This window comes from Streptomyces sp. NPDC021020, assembly GCF_044333285.1.
Classification (GTDB): domain Bacteria; phylum Actinomycetota; class Actinomycetes; order Streptomycetales; family Streptomycetaceae; genus Actinacidiphila.
Genome location: NZ_JBIRQQ010000003.1, coordinates 456,929 through 477,633, shown reverse-complemented (window position 1 = coordinate 477,633; position 20,705 = coordinate 456,929). Strand labels below are relative to the sequence as shown.

The window sequence follows — 20,705 nt, the reverse complement described above, 5'->3', positions numbered from 1 at the left end:
CGTGTGCGGGCCCGGCGGCCACGTGCTCGGCGGGGGGGAGAACACCGGCCGCCCGCCCAGCCCTTCCGCGACGGGATTCGGCTAACGGAAGTCGATGCCGTCCCACCCGGCACAGATGACGAACTCCCTCGCCATGGCCCGACGCGTCGGGGCTTTTTCTTCAATTTCCCGCAGCCTCGCCCTGAGCACATGCCGGGGTTCGCCCGACTGCCGGAGCAACTGGGAATCACGTTCGAACCAGGCGTTCTCGACACCGCGCAATGTCGTCTTGATACTCCTCAGCGCCGGATCGCGGAACCCGCCACCTTTGTGAACAATATTGTCGCAGCAGTTCCAGAAATTCCCGGTATTCGCGTTGATCTTCCCGAAGACCTCAGATGGGCTCAGTCCCCCCGGCGCCGCGACTAGCAGTGCCACAGCCAGAGCCGTTGCCCGGTAGTAGTCCGGGAGAAAGACGTCCACGCCACCCGAAAGATCATCGCTCCAGCGGCGCAGCTTCCCGGCAACGGATTCGAATCCGGGGCTCGACTCCGCGGCACCGCAGGCGGTGACGACAGCATCAAGCTCACCCAGGAACGGCGTACCCAATGCCTCCAGAACCGGCAGCATGCGCGCCAGACGCAGGGCACCCGAGACAGCGACCCGGGGCCCCGCGTTCAGGCCGTCGTACAACTCCACTAAAGTCTCGCTAACGTTTATGCGGGCCATACTCATCGCGCCCTCGGAACAAGGACAGGTGCGTCGCCCGCGAGCACATAATACGCAAGGCGTTGCTCAACGGTGAGGTTGCAGCGGTCGGCCTCGCCGGAAACCGCACGGTCGCAGGGTGGGAAACTTCGGGGCATGACTTCACCGGAGCTCAGTGATCTGGACTATCTGCGGGAGATCGAGCGTCTCGCCGACCGCGTCAGCGTGGAGGCGTCCAACGAGGGCTGGCTGTCGTTCCGGGCGGACCCGGACGAGGCGACACCGCTCCAGCGCAGCGTGAACGCTCTTGCCCGGGCTTTGCGCCATTACCACTTCGAGGGGGACGGTTGCCTGGAGGAGGACCGGCCTCTTGTCCGCCTCGTCGGGGCCTCGGTGTTGAAGCCCGAGGTCATGCCGGCCGGGGTGGCGGAGGCGTACGAGGAGGTGTGCGCGCGGATCGGGGTCGACCCCAGGCCGGAGGGCTGGGCCCTGTGGTACACGTGGGGCGAGGGCGACCTGAAGGTGACCATGGTGGTGTCCGCGGTCGAGACGACCGAAGGCCTGTTCCGGAACTGGGCGCGAGGGAGGGCACTCGACCCGGTGTCGCCGTTGCCGTCCCAGGTCGTCCTCGTCCGCCAGGGCTGGATAGGACCGATGACGTTCTCGCCTCGCGGCGTCAGGCGAACCGGCCGTGGCGGTCGGCCGCTGTCCTAGGCTCTTGGCACCCTCGTCGCCTTGACACCGAGGACCAGGTTCGCCAGGGCCTCGTCAACCGGTCCCAGACGAAACACCTCGTGGGCAAGCAGATACATGACCGCGTTCTCGTCGATCGCCAGGAAGAACTCTCCCCTGCCGATCTCCCCGACCGGGCAGAAGTGGCGGGCGAAGCGCTCGGAAGCCGCTTCGAACCTGTCCTCCTCCCCGACCGCCGCCTCGGGATCGAACAGGAAGGGCTCGCGCGCGACACTCACCCCGGACCCCTTGACCTCGACCGAGATACCGGCGAACTCGGACAGGAAGAAGCGCGCGGCTTGATGCCAGGCGAAACCGGACAGCCCCGCACCGGAGAGGTCGACCGCGACCTGCCTGCCCGGGAACCAGCCGGCCCGGGTCAGTGCCTGATGCACCTCGTCGGAGAACCTCATTTCTCACCTTCCGTCTCGAGGTCGAGCCCGTAGCGGTTCACGAGGCCCCTACAGCTGGGCAGGGGCCGATGATCACGTCGGTCATGGCCCAGCGGATCATGGTCTCGGAATGTGCGGGGTCGCCGGCGAACCCCTGGTCCGCACAGATCTTCTCGACGGTGGGCCGGTGTCCGCGGCCCGCACCGACTGCGAGTCGACCAGCCCTGCGGACGGCTCGGCGTTGCGGCCGTCGGCCTGGCGGACCTTCACCCGCAATGTGTCGTGGACGCGCTCGACGGCGCGGATGCTTCTCCCGTCGACCGCCCTTGCTGTCCCGGGCAGATTCACTGGACCTGATGAATCCCGCCGAGTTTATGGACTGCAATCTGACTCTCGATCGTGTCGTTCAGAACACTGGGCGAGCCCGCCTTCTCCTCCAGGCCGGCGAGCCAATCAGCCTTCCCGGGGAACGACAGCGGAAGTCTTGACACTTTCCATTCCTCGGCCAGGTCAGCAGCCAGCCGGAGTCCTCGGGGCAGCAGCTCGCTGTCGCCGTACGCAGCCGCGACGAGGACCGAGTCCTCCATCTCGAAGACCGCCGGAGGATAGCCCCTCTCCTGCTGCGCGACAGCAAACGCGTGCAGCTCTTTGACGATCTGTTCCACGCCGGGCGCATCGCCCAGGCTCAGCCTGGACTGTTCTGCCAGCCGCGCAGAGGCCTCGATGTAGAGGTCTGCGTGACTCGCGAAAGCGACGGCTTCCTGAACGCCGGAGGGAGACAGCAAGCGCTGCCCCAGCGTCAAAGAAACGACCGGGAACTCGCGCGTCAGAGCGTGAATGTGCGCCGTAGGAAAATAGGCGTCACCCGATGTGGTGCGGTCAAGGGTGATTCCCTGTACCACCGGACCAATTCGCCGCAGCAATCGAAGGGGGCGCCAGACGCTGAATCCTTCGTAGGCGCGAGCCCAGTCTGCCGTGACCCTCCTCGCTGTCGCCGGACCGTCCTTGCTCACGGGTTGACCTCCACCGAAAGACTCGCACCGGGAACGTTTCTGGCATTTTTGTCCGCCTGAGATTTCGATATCCCCCGGCCGGGGTTCTGGACGAACTTGTAGTCGTAGATGATACCGGAGGACGGATCAAAGACGTCAGGGCGCGCGCTCCCTTGAGTCCCGCGTGGCACCTGCACTCCAGCCAGATAGCTCTGCTCCGTTATGAGACCTCTGTTCCCGTAGATACCCTGATAGCGAGTCAACAGAGTGTCCGCGTACTTGTGCTTCGCCGTCCCCGAGACCGCCCCGGTACCTCCGAGTCGGGCCTGCGCTCGTGTGGCAATTGCCTGGACGAGCTTGGAGTTCGAAGGGTTCGTCGAGCCGTTGCAGGAACACGCCGCCCCGTTGGGAGCAACCCCACCGTTGCAGTTGTGCACCAGAATCGGAGTATCCCCAGCCAGCACATAATAGGTGTGGAGTTGCTCGACAGTGAGGTTGTAGCGGTCGGCCGCGCCCGGGGTCGTGTGGAGAGCAAGGACCTTGACGTGGGCGTTGGTGTTCGTGTTGAGGGAATCACCGAGAGCGAGGGCACCGGCGGGAACCCAGGTGTGCGCGGTGTCGTCCCAGAAGGGATGGTTGGCGGTGGTGTGGAGAACAACGGGCTTTCCGTCGGCACCCTTGACCGTGACGTCGAGGAGGTCGGTGTCGTAATTGATCCACTGGTGCTGGACCTCGCGGCTGCCGACGTCCTTGCCCGTCTCGGGGTCGGCCGCTTCAACCTTGTCACCGGGCTTGACATCGCCTATGGGCTTGGTCGAGCCGTCGCCCAGCAGGACAGGTGTATCCGGGGAGAAGCTGCAGGTGGGGCCCTCGGGCTCCGAGACGTGCCCGCCTCCCCCGCCGCCGCCTCCCACGGCGTGGTCCGCTCCCGCCACGTTGGCCACCACCGCGGCGCCCACTGCGATCGCCGTCGCGCCTGCGGCCTCTGCGGCCACGCTCAGGCCCGCCGAGGCCGCGGCCACACCTGCCAGGGCGACCGAGCCGCTCGCGGCCCAGGAGGTGGCGAAGGCCTCGGCCATGGGGAGGGCCAGTTCCGGCATGATCACGACTGCTGTGACGATCGCCGCAGCCGCGAGCGCGATGGCGGCTGCCGTGATGATCGTGTCCAGGTGGCGTTTGACCTGGCAGGCCACGTTGTACCAGGAGCAGTGGCGCTTCGCCGCCTTCGCCGCCGCGGCCTTCGCCTTGGCTCGGGCCTGGGCCTCGGCCTTTTCCTGGGCGGCCTTGACGGCCGCCGCGTAGGCCTTGGCGGCGGCGTCGGCGTAGGCCTTGTCGGCCTTGGTGACGGCGTCGTTGTAGCCGGAGCAGGTCTTGGGGGTGCAGAGGGCGCCGAAGCCGTTGTCGTGGGCGAGCTTCTGGGAGATGGGCTTGGCGCCCTTGACGACGGGGACGTTCATGGTGGGGTCGGCCCACCAGTTGTCGAGGCCCGTGGGGTCGCTGAAGGTGACGGGGTTGCTGGAGGCGTACGTGTAGCCGTTGAGCTGCTGGGAGTCGGTCTCCAGCACGGGGTCGAGGGAGATGAAGCGGCCGAGGTCGGTGTCGTACTCGCGGGCGCCGATCGTGGTGAGCTCGTCGTCCGGGTCCTGCGGGCTGTTGAGGAAGCCGTTGGGGTCGAGCCAGCTGCTGCCCGGGGTGGGGCCGCGGGGGGCGCCGTACGGGGTGTACTGCTGCCAGGACGGGTTGGCGGCGGTCGCGTCGAGGGCGAGGGTGCCGGTGCCGTGCTGGTCGCCGTACTCGAAGCCGTAGCCCTTGGTGGTGACGACGGCCTGGCCGCCGCCGGGCAGGTCGTAGGAGCGGACGTTGCTCAGGTCGCCGGACGCGGTGTCGAGGGTGATCTGCTGGTCGGGCAGGAAGACGGTGACGGTGCCGGGGTCGGTGCGCTCGACGACGCTGCTGTCCGCGTCGTAGAGGTAGCCGGTGGTGTGGGTGCCGGTGGTCGCGGTGCTGAGGCGGCCCTCGTCGTCCCAGGTGAGCGACTGCGCTCCGGCGGTGGTGGGGCGGGAGACGGTGTCGCCGAGGCTGTCGTAGCAGTAGTTCTTGGTGGTGGTGGTCGCGCCGGTCGTGGTGGCCGCCGAGGCGAGGGTGTGGGCGCCCGAGCTGGTGGCGGCGCAGTCGGCGGCGCTGCCCCCGTACGCGTACACCGTGCTGGTGTCGGCGCCGCCGGTCAGCGAGTGCTGGACCTGCTGCTTGGGCTGGCCGAGGTTGTCGAAGCTCCAGCTGGTCCAGTACGCGCTGCCCGCGACACCGTCCGTCACGACGGCCGCCGCGGTCTGCGGGGTGGGCGCGGTGTCGCAGGTGCCGGCCGCGCTGCTCGCGCTCGTCCACGCCTGGGAGAGCCGGTCGAGGCCGTCGTAGCGGTAGCACTGCGTCTCGGTGGCGCCGCTGCCGCGGATGTCGGTCTGGGAGGTGATGTTGCCCGACGCGTCGTACGCGAACTTCGTGCGGTCCAGCGGGGTCGCCGAGACCGCGGTGTTGACGACGTTCTGGTCGGTGAGCGCGCCGGTGTGGGTGTCGTACGTGTTGGTGACGTACGCCTTCGCCGCCGCCGATCCGACGACCTGCTGGGCGACCTGGCCGAGCGCGTCGTACGCGACGTTCTGGACGTAGCCGTGGCTGCCGGAGAGCGTGCACTCCTGGTCGATGCCGTTGTAGCCGCAGTAGCCGGTGGTCAGGACCTCCTTGGCCATCCCGCCCGCCGCCGGGACGAGCGTGGCCTTGGGGCGGCCGACCGTGTCGGTGTAGCTGTGCTGGTAGGTGTAGTCACCGGCGAGCGCGCTGCTGCCCGGGACGGTGTACGTCTCGCCGAGCGACTCCGCGAAGATGTTGAAGCCCTTGGCCTGCGTGACGAAGGTCCCGGCCGGGGTGTAGGACTTCGCCGTCGTGAGGTGGCCGATGGCGTACGTCATGCCGGGCACGGCGTTGTCGCTGTTGTCGTACGTCCACGAGGCGACCTCGTTGGCGGGCGACTGCGCGTCCACCGTCGCGTCGTACTCGGCGGTCTTGCGGTTGAGCTTGTCGTAGACGAACGACAGGGTGTGCCCGGCCGGGTCGGTCGACTGGACCTGGTTTCCGGCGCCGTCGTAGAGGGTCGGGGACTGCGCGGGGGTGCTGCCCGCGTCCGGGTCGGTCGAGCCGATGACGTCGCCGTGGTAGTTGTACCGCGTGCCCCAGACGTCGCCCGCGGAGTCGACGGTCTGCTGCGCGCGGCCGAGTGCGTCGAAGGTGTAGCGGGTGGCCTGGAACGTTCCGCCGGTGACCTTCGCGGTGGTGAAGCCGCCCGCGATCGAGGTCGTCACCGTGGGAGCGGTGTCGTACTGGTCGAGTTCGGTGGTGCGGTCCATCGCGTCGGCCGTGACCGCGGTCGCAGGCTTGCCCTGCGGCGGGACGCTGACGGTGCGGTCGCCGAGGTACTGGCTGTACGCGACCTCCCGGACGGTCTTGTCGTCGAGACCGGTGACGACGGTCGGGCGGCCCATGCCGTCGTAGGAGGTGATCGTCTGCTGGTGGACGTTGTTGTCCGCGGTCTGCTCCAGGACGCCGTTCGGGTTCGACGAGTCGTCCTCGTAGGCGTCGTTGGTCTGGGTGACCCAGCCGTGCGTGTCGTAGAAGGTGTCGCCGATGATCCGCCCGGTGCCCGTGGTGACGGCCTGGTCCTGGGTCTGACGGGTGCGCAGCAGCGCGTCGAGCAGGTTGGTGGACGTGGTGTAACCGCCGCCGTCGTTCATCACCTTGGTCGTGACGACAACCGGGGCGGTGGTGCCCGCCGCCGGGAAGCTGTAGCTGTAGAGCTGGTTGGCGGGCTTGTCGGTGGTGCGGGAGTCCTGCCAGACGGCGACGGTACGGCCGAGACCGTCGCTGTGGACGGTGGAGACGACGCCGTTGACGTCGGTGGCGGTCAGGGTGACCGCCCGCTCGGGATCGTACGTGGACGTCGTGCTCTGGCCCAGGGCGTTCGTGGCCTTGACCGCGGTGGTCGTCAGGTAGGAGGTGTCGGTGTACGCGGTGGTGGTCTTGTTGCCGTTGCCGTCGTACGTGGCCGTGGGGCGGCCGTGGGTGTCGTAGACGGTGGTGGAGTCGGTGCGGTAGACGAACGCGCCGGCCGCGTAACCGATGGCGTCCTGCTGCACGGAGGAGTCCGCGAGCGTCGGGGCGGGCTGCGGCCACGTCGGCGACGCGGGCTGCGGCCAGGTCGCCGCCATCGTCTGGTTGTCGTAGAAGGTGCGGCTGTCCGAGATGACGTCGGTGGCCCGGTCCAGCCCGGCCGGTGCGGTCAGCGCGTTGGTCTGGGCGGCCGTCGGCGCGCTGGCCCCGGCCGGTGAGGTGCCGCCGCAGGGCTTGGCGTCGGTCTCGGTCTCGGCGACCAGGCCGCTGAGGTTGAGCGCGGTGTTCGCGGCGGCGTACGTGGTGCGGGTGCAGGTCTCCTGCGAGCCGGTCTTCCCGGCCTTCGCGAGGTCGCCGTGCGCGTACGAGAACTTCTCCAGGCCGAAGGTCGGCGAGTCCGGGTCGGTGTCGAAGCTGACGTCCGTCTCGGTGGTGCGCCAGGTCGTGGGCGAGGTGCTGGTGATCGCCTGGCGGTCCCACGTCTCGACCTGGCCCATGGCGTGGGCGGTCAGCGGCGGCAGCCCGCTGCGGGTGCGGCTCGCGTAGGACGCCGAGAGCCAGTAGGAGTTGATGGTCGAGTGGTCGACCGGGCCGCCGTCGTACGTGTAGGTGGCGCTCTCCATCGGCTGGCCGGAGAACTCGTCGGTGTCGGGGTGCTTGCCGCCCTGCGAGTCGGTGAGCGTGACGGACCGGCTCGACGTCGACGAGAGCCAGTCGCCGTCCATGCCGCGGTAGTACCAGGACTCGGACAGCGTGAGCGGGTCCGTGCCCTGGCCGGTGCGGACCTGGACGTCGCCGTAGCCGCGCCACTGGCCGTAGGTGCGGTACTTCGCCTTGACCAGTTCGTTGTCGTCGTAGTGCCAGGCGGCCGGGCCGAGGTACTTGTAGGACGTGTACAGGCCCGCGGAGCCGCCGGAGGGGTCGGACTGGGCGACCGAGGTGGCCACGTACTTGTTGAACCAGTCCAGGTACGACGTCGTCAGGCCGTCGGGGCTCCAGCGGACCGGGAAGCACGACGAGGTGTTCGACTTCGGGTCCAGGTCCTGGATGCTGCTGGGTGTGCAGGGCGAGACCAGGCCGTAGGTGACGCTGATGACGCTGCCGGTCTCGGTGGTGATCGAGCCGATGCGGTAGCGGTTCAGCGGGCCGAGGCCGCCGCCGGTGCCCGAGGTGAAGTTGACCCGGTTGGCCATCATGAGCGGCGAGAAGGTCACCTTGGGCAGGGTGACCGCGGGGCCGCCCGCGGTGGTGTCGGCGCCGGTGTGCTCGACGGAGTCCAGCCACAGGGTGGAAGTGTTGAAGGTGCCCGTCGTCGGGACCGACTGGGAGAACGTCCACGAGTCGACGGTGCGGTACGCGCTGCCGTCCCACTGCCGCGTGCTGATCGAGGCGAGCCGCACGGTGGAGAAGAAGGCCGGCCCGTAGCTGTCGCAGCCGGAGGTCTTCGCGCACAGCAGGTCGAAGGGGACGTCCGGCCAACTCGACGCCGTGTCCTTGGTCAGGGCCGGGCACGTGGCCTTGCCGCAGCGGTCGCCGCTGGCGTAGACGACCTGGTCGGGCACGGTCCCGTAGGCGTTGCCGTCGGTGAAGCCGTAGTCGACGCGGTCGAGGTAGCTGTCGCGGACGTACACGCCGTCGGTGGCGCCGTCCCGCTCGCCGTAGTGGTTGGTCGCCTGCTTGTAGTAGTACGCCATCGCCCCGCCGTGCAGGTTGGTGACGTAGTCCAGGTGCCAGCGGTAGGCCATCGTGCACACGGAGTCGGCGAAGCCGGAGGACTTGTAGCACGGGCCGGAGGAGTCGGGTGAGAAGACCGGCTCGGTGTCGACGGAGTGCGTCGTGGGCTTGCCGTCGGTCCAGCCGGGCAGCTTGTTGCGGCCGAAGGAGAAGACGGTGCCGGAGCGGTCGGTGACCGTCCAGTAGTCGGTGTTGTACGTGCCGCTGCCGTTGCCGGTGCCGGTCTCGTGGGTGACGACGTCACCACTGCCGTTGGCCGGCTCGTAGGTCTTCTTGTCGGCGTCCCAGATCAGCGACGTGGTCGAGCCGTTGAGGGACAGCGTGAGCAGCGGGCCGTCGTAGCACATGTCGCCGGTGGCGTCGCCGCTCGGCAGGCCCTTGCCCTCGACGGCGTCGGAGCACGAGAGGAAGGACTGCTCGACGAAGGAGTCCGCGGCCGACCAGCCGTCGCCGATCCACGACGACTGCGCCTCGGTGGACGCGACCTGCCCGTCGATGCTCCCCGAGTCGTACGACAGGTCCGGCGTCGGCTCGAGACCGGTCACGGACGGCGGTACGTCGATGGGGTAGGCGTAGTCGAAGGAGCCCGCGGAACCGCCCGCCGTCCATGATCCGGAGGGCTTCATCGACGTGGCCCCGTACTGCCCGCCCGCGCCGCCGCCGTCGCCGGAGGATGCGGCGGAGGTGGCGGCGAGGACGACGGGGGCGGCGGTCGCGGTCGCGCTGAGCGCCATGGTGGTGGACAGGGTCTGCGCGGCGCCGTCGTTGCTGGTCCGCAGCGGGGTCTGGGTACGGCACGCGGGCAGCTGCGGGGTCGTCAGGGAACAGGCCGGGAGCGTGACGAGGTGCAGCCGGGAGGCGTAGTCACCGCCGTAGGCCTGGGCGAAGGAGGAGTAGTCCATGCCCAGGCGCACCGTTCCGGGCCCCGAGCCGGTGGGCGTCACCTGCGCCACCACGCCGCTGATCCCGGCGTTCTCGGCCGCCTTCCGGTCGAGCACCTTCACCTGGAGGGCGGTGAGGCCGCCCTTGGCAGGGGTGGCGGCCTTGCTGTCCGTGCCGGTCTCGCTGGTCTTGCTGGTCTTGCTGGTCTTGCTGGTCTTGGCAGCCTCGCCGTCGACCCGCTGGGCCCACACCGGGCTGCCGGGGCTGCTGGTCCGGGCCGAGGTCAGCTCCAGCGTGCCGGACGCGGCGGACGGGAAGGTGGTCGCGGTCGCCTTGTACGGCTTCGCCTTCTTGGCGGGCTTCGGGGCCGCGCGGTGGACGGGGCTCACCGGGACGGGCGCGCCGAGCACCGGCTTCGGCGCGTGCACATGCGTCTTGGCGGGCGGCAGCGCGGACGCCACGGCGGTCTGCAGGACCAGCGCGAAGATCGCCAGCAGGGCGACCCGCAGCGACAGGAACCGGTTTCTGTTCCACCACAGCCTCGACCGCACGGCCCGCCCCCCACTTCTCCGGACAGCGTCCGGACCAACTGCGCGGCGGCATCCGGCTTTTGCCACAGAGCATCAGCGGAGGAAGTTAGCGCCAGTTGGCAGGCACATGGATCAGTAGATAGCTGTGACCTCCATCACTTTTTTTGTGCAGCTCTCGTGAGCGTTCCGTGAGGTCGGCGAAAAGCTAAAGCCGAACCATGGGGACAGTAAAGCGATTTCCAAATATCCAGAAGAATCATGGACAAAAAGGGGTACCGCTCACCACTCCTTCACGCCGGGCTCTCATTGGCTGTACAAGTCCTTCGGAATACTCACGGCGACACACCAGGCGCCCAACCCGGGCAAACGGGAAGCGAAGTGATGATGGCTCACAGACCAGGCAAACCCGCTGCCAGAAGGGGTGCCGCCGCGCTCGCGCTCAGCGCGCTCACGGCGGCCTTCCTCGTGGCCCTGCCACCCGGCAATGCGACCGCCGACAGCGGAATTGCAGCTTCCCCTCCCGCGGGCAGTCCCGTTCACAAAGCCCTTACGGCCGACGAGGCGGCCGCCCAGGCGCAGCAGACCGGCCGCCCGGTCGTGGCCTCGGCCCTGACCACCGCGGTCTCCCAGACGACGGCCAACCCGGACGGAACCCTGACGCTGGCCCAGACCGCGGCGCCGACGCGGGTGCTGAAGAACGGCAGCTGGACCGCGATCGACCCGGCCCTCGCCGCCAACCCGGACGGCACCCTCTCCCCGAAAGCCGCCCCGAGCAGCGTGATCCTCTCCGGCGGCGGCACCGGCCCCCTGCTCTCCCTGCACACCGGCGGCCAAGGCTTCACCCTCACCCTGCCCACCGCACTCCCCGCACCCACCGTGTCCGGCCCGAGCGCCGAATACGCCGGCGTCCTGCCCGGCGTCGACCTCACCGTCACAGTCGACCCCAGCGGCGGCGTCAGCGACGTCTTCACCCTCCACACCCCGGCGGCCGCGAAGAACCCGCAGCTCACCACGCTGCTGGGCGCCGACATCGCCACCACCCCCGGCCTCACCGTCGGCTCCGACACCAGCGGCGACGTCCAGATCAAGGACACCGCGGGACACGCCATCTACACCGCCCCCACCCCCCTCGCCTGGGACTCCTCCGACACCGCCGCCACGGCACCGGACACGGCCTCGGCCATCGCCCCGGCCACCGCGGACGCCCTCCGCCGTGACGCGTCCGGCGCCAACCCGTCCTCGGCCCTGCGCCGCGGCCCCGCGGCCCGCAACGCGCGCGTGGGCGTCACCGCCGGACACGGCAAGCTCACGCTCACCCCGCCCGCCGATCTGCTCGGCGCGAGCGACACGCACTACCCCGTCTATCTGGACCCGACCTATTCGCCCTCCTACGGCGCCACCGGCTGGGCGAGCCCCGGATCCGGAGTCCCCTCCCAGAATTTCTGGAAGAAGTCCGTCTCCTACACCGGTGACGCGGAAGTCGGCCCCAGCGGCGACGTCCAGGACGAAGCGATAAGTCTCTTCAATTTCCCGGTGACGACATCGCTGAAAACGGCGAAGATCTACAGCGCCAAGTTCGACATCACCGAAACCTATTCCTGGGCCTGCCCCTCGTCCGGGCACAACCAGACGGTTGACCTCTACGCGCCCACGAAAGTCCTGTCGTCCTCCAACGCCACCTGGAACAGCTGGTCCGGCAGCCTCGGCAGCAAGGTCGACTCCCAATCCTTCGCCCTCGGCTACAACAGCAGCTGCCCGGCAGGCGGCGCACCGCCCTTCGACGTCACGAGCACCATCACGAAGGACCTCACGGCCGGTACCACCGCGCAGACCCTGATCCTGCGGGCGGACAGCCACACCGACAACTACGCCCTCAAGCGCTTCAAGGCCGGCTCGGCGCAGCTCGTCATCACCTACGACAAATACCCGAACACCCCCAAGGGCCTGTTCACCTCACCGAAGACCAATTGCAAGGACACGCTCCTCGGCGACACGGCGGTCAGCCTCTACGCCCCCGTCTCGACTCCCACGGGCGCGGCGCTGACGACGACCTTCACCCTCTACAAGTCCTCGGACAGCGCGAAGACCAACCTTCTGACCTCGGCAAACGGAATCTCCGCGCGCACCTATCACGGCGCTTCCGGACAGAATGCGGTGCTGAAGCTCCCGGAGGCGTTCTTCAAGAAAGTGGCGTCCGGCGGCCTCGGCACCTTCAGCTGGACGGTGAGCACCTCCGACGGCACGCTCAGCTCCAAGGCCTCGGCCACGCCCTGCACCTTCGGCTGGGACGCCAGCCGCCCCGGCGCCCCGGACATCGCCCCGGCCACCGCGCCGCGTGACGGCGGCCGGATCTGCCCCACGCTCGACGACCCCGACACCGGGGCGGTCCAGCCCATCGGCGCCCGCTGCTCGTTCAGCATCACGCCGCCGGCCGGCCAGTCCGTCTCGGGCTACGCCTACCAGATCAACCAGTCCTCACCGGTGACGGTCGACGCGAAGGGGGCGCTCACGGTCACCGTGCCGGTCAGCAGCCTCGTCAACACCCTCACCGTCACCGCGTTCTCGCCGGGCGGCAACCTCGGCCAGGCCGCGTCCACCGAATTCCTCGGCACCGCGATCACCCCGGCGGCCGCGGACGGCGACGTCAACCTCGACGGCACGCCCGACCTCGTCACCGTCGGCGGCCCGGGCACCTCGCTCCCGTCCGGCGCGTGGCTGGCCGCCGGGCACCCGTACGGCAGCGTGAGCGAGGCCGCGACCGACATCGGCGTCAACGGCCTGCAGACCGACGACGAGGCGGGCACCGCGAAACCGTCCGACTGGGACGGCGCCCAGGCCGTCACCGGCGACTTCTGCGGCAACGGCGCCCAGGACGTCCTGGCCTACTTCAGCACCGACGGCAGCGGCGCGGTCGTGTGCAACGACGGCAGCAGCGGTGCCCTCGCGCCGGGCAACCCCACCACGATCGGCACCTCCTCGGCGCCGTACGAGATCCCGGACGGCACTTTCGCCGACGCGGACGGCACCCCCGCCACCCAGGTCGTCACCGCGGGCGACACCAGCGGCGCGAACACCGGGCTCCCCGACCTGCTCGCGACGATGGACAACACGCTCTACCTGACCTACAGCTTCACCGCCAACGGCTACGGCTTCCTCCTGGACCCCGACTGGGGCACCTGCGCGAGCTGCTACGCCCTCACCTCCCAGGCGACCCCCGACGGCACGCAGGACTGGGACAGCTGGACCCTCACGACCGCCCAACTGCCCACCGGCACCGCCCTCTACCTGTGGAACCCCACCACCGGCGAACTCGACCTGTGGACCGGGCTCGGCGTCAGCACCGACGGCACCACCCTCACCACCGCCGGGCAGATCCAGCTCGCCGCGGCAGGCTGGAACCAGGCCCCCGCGCACCCGCTGACCCTGCGCGCCGCCGACCTCGGCGGTGACGGCAACCCGTCGCTGTGGACGGTCGACCGCACCACCGGCCACGTCACCCCGTACCTCTTCAACGGCACGACGCTCACCCCGCAGACCGCGCAGACCGTCTCCAACCCCGACCACGTCTGGCCGCTGACGGACGGCACGGACGGCCAGGCCACCACGGCTGCCGACACCGTCGGCGCCCTCGACCTGCACGGCGGCACGGGCGCCACGTGGAACGACAGCGACGACCAGCACAGCCCGGACGCCGCCTTCAACGGCACCAGCACCGGGGTCCTCACGTCCACCGGCCCGGCCGTGACCACCAACGCGGCCTTCACCGTCTCCGCCTGGGTCAAGCCCGAGACGCTGGACACCAAGGTCCTGGAGCAGGAAGCCACCGTCGAGCCCGGCTTCGTGCTGTACTCCAACTCCACGGACAACAGCTGGCGCTTCGCCATGGCGACCTCCGACACCGGGCCGGCGTGGGACATCACGCAGTCCCGTTCGAACGCGGCGATCCCCGGCTTCTGGACGCACCTGGTGGCCAGCTACGACCCGGGGACGTCCACCATGGCGCTCTACGTGAACGGTGCGCTCCAGGGCAAGGTCACGCACACCAAGACGTCGTGGAACGCCACCCACTCCTTCGACATCGGGGAGTTCTTCAGCAGCGGCAACCGCAGCAGCTTCTTCAAGGGCCAGGTCTCCGACGTGCAGACCTGGAATTCCGTCCTCAACGCCACCCAGGTCGCCGACCTCTCCGGGGCGCGCCCGGCCGCCACGCCCTCCGGGCCGCTGGCGTCGAAGGTGCCCGGCGTGTGCGCGGACGACCCCTCGGGCACCACGGCCAACGCGACCAAGGTCCAGGTCTACACCTGCAACGGCAGCCCCGCCCAGAACTGGACCGCTTACCCCGACGGCACGCTGCACGCGAGCAGCCACGCCAAGGTGTGCGTGGATGTCGCCTCGGGCGGCACCGCGGCGGGCAGCCTCGTCCAGCTCAACGCGTGCAACGCCGCGGCGTCGCAGCAGTGGCAGGTCCTCGACGACGGGCAGGTCAAGAACGTCCACTCCGGGCTCTGCCTGGCCGACCCCGGCTCCTCCACCACCAACGGCACCCAGCTCGCGCTCGCCGCGTGCAACAACGCGACCGCGGTGACCTGGACGATCCCGCAGACCGGCCCCGTCAACGAGTGGATGCTCAACGAGTCCGGCGGCACCACCGCGCACGACGCGGTCGGAACCGACCACGCGAGCGCCACCGGTGTCAGCTGGGGCACCAGCACCGACGGCGCCGGGCGCACCATGCCCGCCGCCACCCTCAGCGGCACGGCCTCGCTCCACACCCCGCACTGGGGCGTGGACACCACCGGGAGCTTCGCCGTCTCGGCCTGGGTCAACGTCACCGACCTGAGCAAATACCAGACCGTCCTGTCCGAGGGCGGCACCACCAGCTACGCCTTCGACCTGTACTACTCCCCCGCCTACCAGGCGTGGATCTTCAACCGCTCCGCGTCCGACACCACCAACCCCACGCTGGTGCGCTCCAAGTCCACCGACAACCCGGCGATCCCGGCGCCCGCGGTGAACACCTGGACCCTGCTCACCGGTGTGTACGACGCCACGACCGACCCCGCGCACCCGACCGTGCGCCTGTACGTCAACGGCATGCTGGCCAGCGCGATCCCCTTCCCGTACACGGCCTGGGACACCCGCGGCCACCTCGACATCGGCCAGGACCTCTTCAACGGGGCCTACAACCCCGACGACCTGCTGACCGGCTCCATCGCCGACGTCCGGCACTACGACCGGCCGCTCACCGACCAGGAGGCGTACGCCCTCTACAACGACGGGACCGGCATCCCTGCCTCGGCCGCCCACTGGCGCCTCGACGAGGCGAGCGGCAGCACCGCGGCCGACGCCGTCGGTGACGCGCACGACGCGGCCCTGCACGGCACGGCGGCCTGGAACACCGCCGAGCACGGCGGATCCCTCGCGCTGGACGGCACCACCGGCTACCTCGACACGGCGGGGCCGGTGCTCGACACCGGCAACAGCATGACCGTCTCGGCGTGGGTGAAGCTGAACGACACCAGCGTCAACAGCACCTTCGTGGCCGCAGACGGCGTGCACACCAGCGTCTTCCAGCTCTACTACTCCACCGCCTACGGCTGGACCTTCAACCGGCTCGGCTCCGACGTGGATACCCCCGTCATCACCCGGTCGTACAGCGGAACCGCCGCCGTGAAGACCGGGGTGTGGACCCATCTGGTCGGCGTCTACGACAAGGGCTCGGGAACGGTCCGCCTGTACGTCGACGGCATCCCCCAGACCCCCAACTCCTTCACCACCCCCTGGACGGGCGAGGGGAATCTCCAGCTGGGCCGCCGCCGCTCGGCGGGCGTCTACGGCGAGTACGCCAAGGGCTCCCTCTCGGACGTGACCCTCTGGAGCAGCGCCCTGACCCCCACCCAGATCGCCAACCTCGGCTGACGAGACCGTCCCCGGTCCGCCACGCGGCTCCGGGCCCCTTCGCGGGGGCCCGGAGCCGCGTGGCGGCCGGCAGAAAAGAAGCGAAGTGATGATGACTCACCGACCACGCAGACCCGGTGCCGGAAGAGGCGCCGCCGGGCTCGCACTCGGCGCGCTCGCGGCGACCTTCCTGGTGGTTCTGCCGCCCGCGGACGCGACCGCGGACAGCGGCGCCCCGGCCTCCGCGCCCGCGGCCGCGCACCACGCACTGTCCTCCGACGAGGCGGCCGCCCAGGCGCAGCAGACCGGCCGCCCGGTCGTAGCCTCGGCCCTGACCACCGCGGTCTCCCAGACGACGGCCAACCCCGACGGCACGCTCACGCTGGCCCAGACCGCCGCCCCCACCCGCGTCCTGAAGAACGGCACCTGGACCGCGATCGACCCGGCCCTGACCGCCAACCCGGACGGCACCCTCTCCCCGAAGGCCACCCCGTCCAGCGTGATCCTCTCCGGCGGCGGCACCGGCCCCCTGCTGTCCCTGCACACCGGCGGCCAGGGCTTCACCCTCACCCTGCCCACCGCACTCCCCGCACCCACCGTGTCCGGCCCGAGCGCCGAATACGCCGGCGTCCTGCCCGGCGTCGACCTCACCGTCACAGTCGACCCCAGCGGCGGCGTCAGCGACGTCTTCACCCTCCGCACCCCGGCGGCCGCGAAGAACCCGCAGCTCACCACGCTGCTGGGCGCCGACATCGCCACCACCCCCGGCCTCACCGTCGGCTCCGACACCAGCGGCGACGTCCAGATCAAGGACACCGCGGGACACGCCATCTACACCGCCCCGACTCCGCTGGCCTGGGACTCCTCCGACACCGCAACGGCCGGCACCGCCACCGCGAACGCACTACGGCGCGACGCGGCCGGCCCCCGCCCCTCCTCGGCCCGCGGCCGCGGCCCCGCCGCCCGCAGCCGGCAGGTGGGCGTCACCGCCGGGCACGCCAAGCTCGCCCTCACCCCGCCCGCCGACCTGCTCGACGCGAGCGACACCCGCTACCCCGTCTTCGTCGACCCCACCTTCTCCCCCGCCTACGGCGCCACCGGCTGGGCGAGCCCCGGATCCGGCGTGCCCACTCAGAACTTCTGGAAGAAGTCCGTCTCCTACACCGGTGACGCGGAAGTCGGCCCCAGCGGCGACGTCCAGGACGAGGCGATCAGCCTCTTCACCTTCCCCGTGACGACATCGCTGAAGACGGCGAAGATCTACAGCGCCTACTTCGACATCACCGAGACCTACTCCTGGGCCTGCCCCACCTCGGGCCACAACCAGAAGGTCGACCTCTACGCGCCCACCAAGGTCCTGTCGTCCTCCAACGCGACCTGGAACAACTGGTCGGGGGTCCTCGGCACGCGGGTCGACCAGAAGGACTTCGCCCTGGGGTACAACAGCGGCTGCCCCGCGGGCGGCGCACCGCCCTTCGACGTCACGAGCACCATCTCGAAGGACCTCACGGCCGATACCACCGCGCAGACCCTGGTGATGCGGGCGGACAGCCACACCGACAACTACGCCCTCAAGCGCTTCAAGGCCAGCTCGGCGCAGCTCGTCATCACGTACGACAAGTACCCGAACACCCCCAAGGGGCTGTTCACCTCACCGCAGACCAACTGCTCCAACACCGTCCTCGGCGACACCGCGGTCAGCCTCTACGCGCCCGTCTCCACGCCCACCGGCGCCGCGCTGACGACGACGTTCAGCCTGTACGTGAAGGGCAACACCGCGAAGACCAACCTGCTGACGGCTGCCAACGGGATCGCCGCCAACACCTATCACGGCGCCTCGGGCCAGAACGCCGTGCTGAAGGTCCCGGAGGCGTTCTTCAAGAAGGTGTCGCCGGGCGGCCTCGGCTCGTTCAGCTGGACGGTGACCACCTCCGACGGCACGCTCAGCTCCAAGGACTCGGCCACGCCGTGCTCCTTCAGCTGGGACGCCAGCAGGCCGGGCGACCCCGAGGTGCACCCGGACACGTCGCCGCCGGCCGACAGCAACACCTGCCCCACGCTCGACGAGTCCGGCCTCGGGTCGGTCCAGCCCATCGGCGCCCGCTGCTCCTTCACCGTCGCCCCGCCGACCGGCGAGAACGTCTCGGGCTTCGAGTACCAGCTCAACCAGTCCGCGCCGGTGACCGTCGACGTGACCGGCCCGACCACGATCACCGTGCCGGTCGGCCGGCTCGTCAACACCCTGACCGTCATAGCGTTCTCGCCGGGCGGCAACCTCGGCGAGCCGAAGTTCGTCGAGTTCCTCGGCACCGGGATCAGCCCGGCGGCCGGTGACGGCGACGTCACCATGGACGGCACGCCCGACCTCGTCACCGTGGGCGGCCCGGGGACGGCCCTGCCGTCCGGGGCGTGGCTGTCGACCGGCCGCCCGGGCGGCGCCGTCAACGAGGCCGCGACCGACATCGGCGTCAACGGCCTCCAGACCGACGACGAGGTCGGCACGCCGAAGCCGTCCGACTGGGACGGCGCCCAGGCCGTCACCGGCAACTTCTGCGGCAACGGCGCCCAGGACGTCCTCGCCTACTTCAGCGGCGACGGCAGCGGCTCCGTCGTCTGCAACGACGGCAGCGCCAGCAGCATCGCGCCCGGCAACCCGACCACGATCGGCGAGTCCACCGCGCCCTACGAGATCCCCGACGGCACCTTCGTGGACGCGGACGGCACCCCTGCCACGCAGGTCGTCACCGCGGGCGACACCAGCCACGCGGGCACCGGCCTCCCCGACCTGCTCGCCACCATGGGCGACACGCTCTACCTGACCTACAGCTTCACCGCCAACGGCTACAGCTTCCCGCTGGACGCCGACTGGGGCACCTGCGCGACCTGCTACGCCTTCACCTCGCTCAACACCCCGGACGGCACGCGGGACTGGGACAGCTGGACCCTCGCCACCGCCCAGCTGCCGACCGGCACGGCCCTCTACCTGTGGAATCCGTCCACCGGTGAACTGGACCTCTGGACCGGGCTCGGCATCAGCGGCGACGGCACCACCCTCACCACCACCGACCGGATCCAGCTCGCGGCCATTGGCTGGAACCAGAACCCGGACCACCCCCTCACGCTGCAGGCCGCCGACCTCGACGGGACGGGCCGGCCCTCGCTGCGGGCGGTCGACCGCACCACCGGGCAGGTCACCCCGTACCTCTTCGACGGCGCCGCGCTCACCGCGCAGACCGCGCAGACCGTCTCCAACCCCGACCACGTCTGGCCGCTGAAGGACGGCGTGGCGAACACCGCGGCCACCGGCGCCGCCGACGCGAGCGGGAGCCTGGCGCTCACCGGCTCCGCATCCGGCGCCGAGTGGAGCACCGACGAGGTGCGCGGCACCGTCCTCACCCTGGACGGCACCGGAACGATGACGTCCACGGCGGCGCTGTCGATGTCCGCCCCGTTCTCGCTGTCGCTGTGGGCCAAACCCGCCGCGTTCGGCGGCGTCATCGCCTCGCAGGACGGCGTCAAGGACTCCGGCTTCCTGCTCTACTCGCAGAGCGACCACACCTGGTCCTTCTGCATGGCCACGTCCGACACCACCCGCACCTACGACTGCGCCGCCGGCGGCACCGCCGTCATCGGCCAGTGGGCCCATCTGACCGCCACCTACGACCCGGCGACCAAGGTCATGGACCTGTTCGTGGACGGCCGGCTCGTGGCCCACGGCCGGCACACCGCCGTGTCCGGCTTCACCGGCGGCTTCACCCTCGGCAACGACATCAACAACGGCGTGCGCGCCTCCTACTACAGCGGCTCCGTCTCCGACGTCCAGACGTGGAACGGCACCGTGCTGACCATCGACCAGGTCACGGCGACGGCCAACCTCCGCTCCGCCGACCCGCCGTACACCTTCGCCGACCTCGCCGACTACGACGGGGACGGCAACGCCGACGTGGTGGCCGCCGACGCCTACGGCAACCTGTGGCTCTACCAGGGCAGCGGCACGGGGACGCTGGTGTCCGGCCCGCTCTACATCGGCACCGGCTTCACCGGCTACACCCTCGTCGGCGTCGCCGACTTCGACAAGGACGGCCACGCCGACGTCATCGCCCGTGCCCCCGACAACACGCTGCGCCTCTTCCCGGGCGACGCCGGCCACAACCTGCTCACGCCGACGGTCACGATCGGCACCGGCTGGGGCAACTACCGCTTCGCCGGCGTCCGCGACTTCACCAAGGACGGCAAGCCGGACGTCGTGGCCGCCGACCTCGCGGGCAACCTGTGGCTCTACCCCGGCACCGGCGCGGGGGCGAGCTTCGGCGCCCGCGTCCAGCTGGGCAGCGGGTGGACCAACTTCGCCCTCGCCGGGCTCGCCGACTTCGACAAGGACGGCAACCTCGACGTCATCGCCCGCGACTCCACCGGACTGCTGTGGAATTACCACGGCAACGGCAGCAACGACGTCAGCAACCCGACCCAGGTGGGCACCGGCTGGAACAACTACACCTTCGCCGGGCTCAACGACTTCAACGGCGACGGCTACCCCGACGCCGTCGCCCGCGACAGCGCCGGGATCCTGTGGTTCTATCCCCGCACCGCCACCTCGTGGAGCGCCCGCACCGAGATCGGCCACAGCTGGTGAGCGGCCCGCCCGGCCCGTTCGACACCCCGTTCCGACAACCCGTTCCGACACCCGTTCCGACAAG

At 70.0% G+C, this 20,705-nt stretch carries 7 protein-coding genes; 3 read left to right on the top strand and 4 right to left on the bottom strand.

The window, feature by feature from the left end:
* Positions 1 to 81: 81 nt before the first annotated feature.
* Positions 82 to 678: a hypothetical protein gene (locus tag ACH4SL_RS10505; RefSeq protein ID WP_398443434.1), complete on the bottom strand. Its 597-nt coding sequence runs from the start codon at positions 676 to 678 to the stop codon at positions 82 to 84.
* A gap of 165 nt (positions 679 to 843) precedes the next feature.
* Between ACH4SL_RS10505 and ACH4SL_RS10500 the strand changes: the two genes are divergently transcribed.
* Entirely contained in the window at positions 844 to 1,401 is a 558-nt protein-coding gene (locus ACH4SL_RS10500) for a hypothetical protein (protein WP_398443432.1), read from the top strand.
* Here the strand turns inward: ACH4SL_RS10500 and ACH4SL_RS10495 are convergent.
* The 3 genes from ACH4SL_RS10495 to ACH4SL_RS10485 form a co-directional block, all read right to left on the bottom strand.
* Positions 1,398 to 1,832: an SUKH-3 domain-containing protein gene (locus tag ACH4SL_RS10495; protein WP_398443430.1), complete on the bottom strand. Its 435-nt coding sequence runs from the start codon at positions 1,830 to 1,832 to the stop codon at positions 1,398 to 1,400. The two genes, ACH4SL_RS10500 and ACH4SL_RS10495, sit on opposite strands and share 4 nt — an antisense overlap.
* Positions 1,833 to 2,155: 323 nt before the next feature.
* The gene (locus ACH4SL_RS10490; protein ID WP_398443428.1) at positions 2,156 to 2,824 is read right to left on the bottom strand and encodes a hypothetical protein; all 669 of its coding nucleotides are present in this window, start codon (positions 2,822 to 2,824) and stop codon (positions 2,156 to 2,158) included.
* On the bottom strand, positions 2,821 to 10,131 hold the full coding sequence (locus ACH4SL_RS10485) for a polymorphic toxin-type HINT domain-containing protein (RefSeq protein WP_398443426.1): 7,311 nt from the start codon (positions 10,129 to 10,131) through the stop codon (positions 2,821 to 2,823). Before ACH4SL_RS10485 ends, ACH4SL_RS10490 begins: the two co-directional genes overlap by 4 nt.
* A 363-nt stretch (positions 10,132 to 10,494) precedes the next feature.
* Between ACH4SL_RS10485 and ACH4SL_RS10480 the strand changes: the two genes are divergently transcribed.
* Both ACH4SL_RS10480 and ACH4SL_RS10475 read left to right on the top strand, forming a co-directional pair.
* Positions 10,495 to 16,029 carry a LamG-like jellyroll fold domain-containing protein gene (locus ACH4SL_RS10480; RefSeq protein ID WP_398443423.1) on the top strand — a complete coding sequence of 1,845 codons (5,535 nt, stop codon included), beginning with the start codon at positions 10,495 to 10,497 and terminating at the stop codon, positions 16,027 to 16,029.
* An 88-nt stretch (positions 16,030 to 16,117) separates the two neighbouring features.
* The gene (locus ACH4SL_RS10475) at positions 16,118 to 20,641 is read left to right on the top strand and encodes an FG-GAP-like repeat-containing protein (RefSeq protein ID WP_398443421.1); all 4,524 of its coding nucleotides are present in this window, start codon (positions 16,118 to 16,120) and stop codon (positions 20,639 to 20,641) included.
* Positions 20,642 to 20,705: the final 64 nt, after the last annotated feature.

Excerpts from the sequence above, each read along its gene's own strand:
- ACH4SL_RS10495 (WP_398443430.1), bottom strand. The coding sequence starts at position 1,832 with ATGAGGTTCTCCGACGAGGTGCATCAGGCACTGACCCGGGCCGGCTGG.
- ACH4SL_RS10500 (WP_398443432.1), top strand. The coding sequence starts at position 844 with ATGACTTCACCGGAGCTCAGTGATCTGGACTATCTGCGGGAGATCGAG.
- ACH4SL_RS10475 (WP_398443421.1), top strand. The coding sequence starts at position 16,118 with ATGATGACTCACCGACCACGCAGACCCGGTGCCGGAAGAGGCGCCGCC.
- ACH4SL_RS10480 (WP_398443423.1), top strand. The coding sequence starts at position 10,495 with ATGGCTCACAGACCAGGCAAACCCGCTGCCAGAAGGGGTGCCGCCGCG.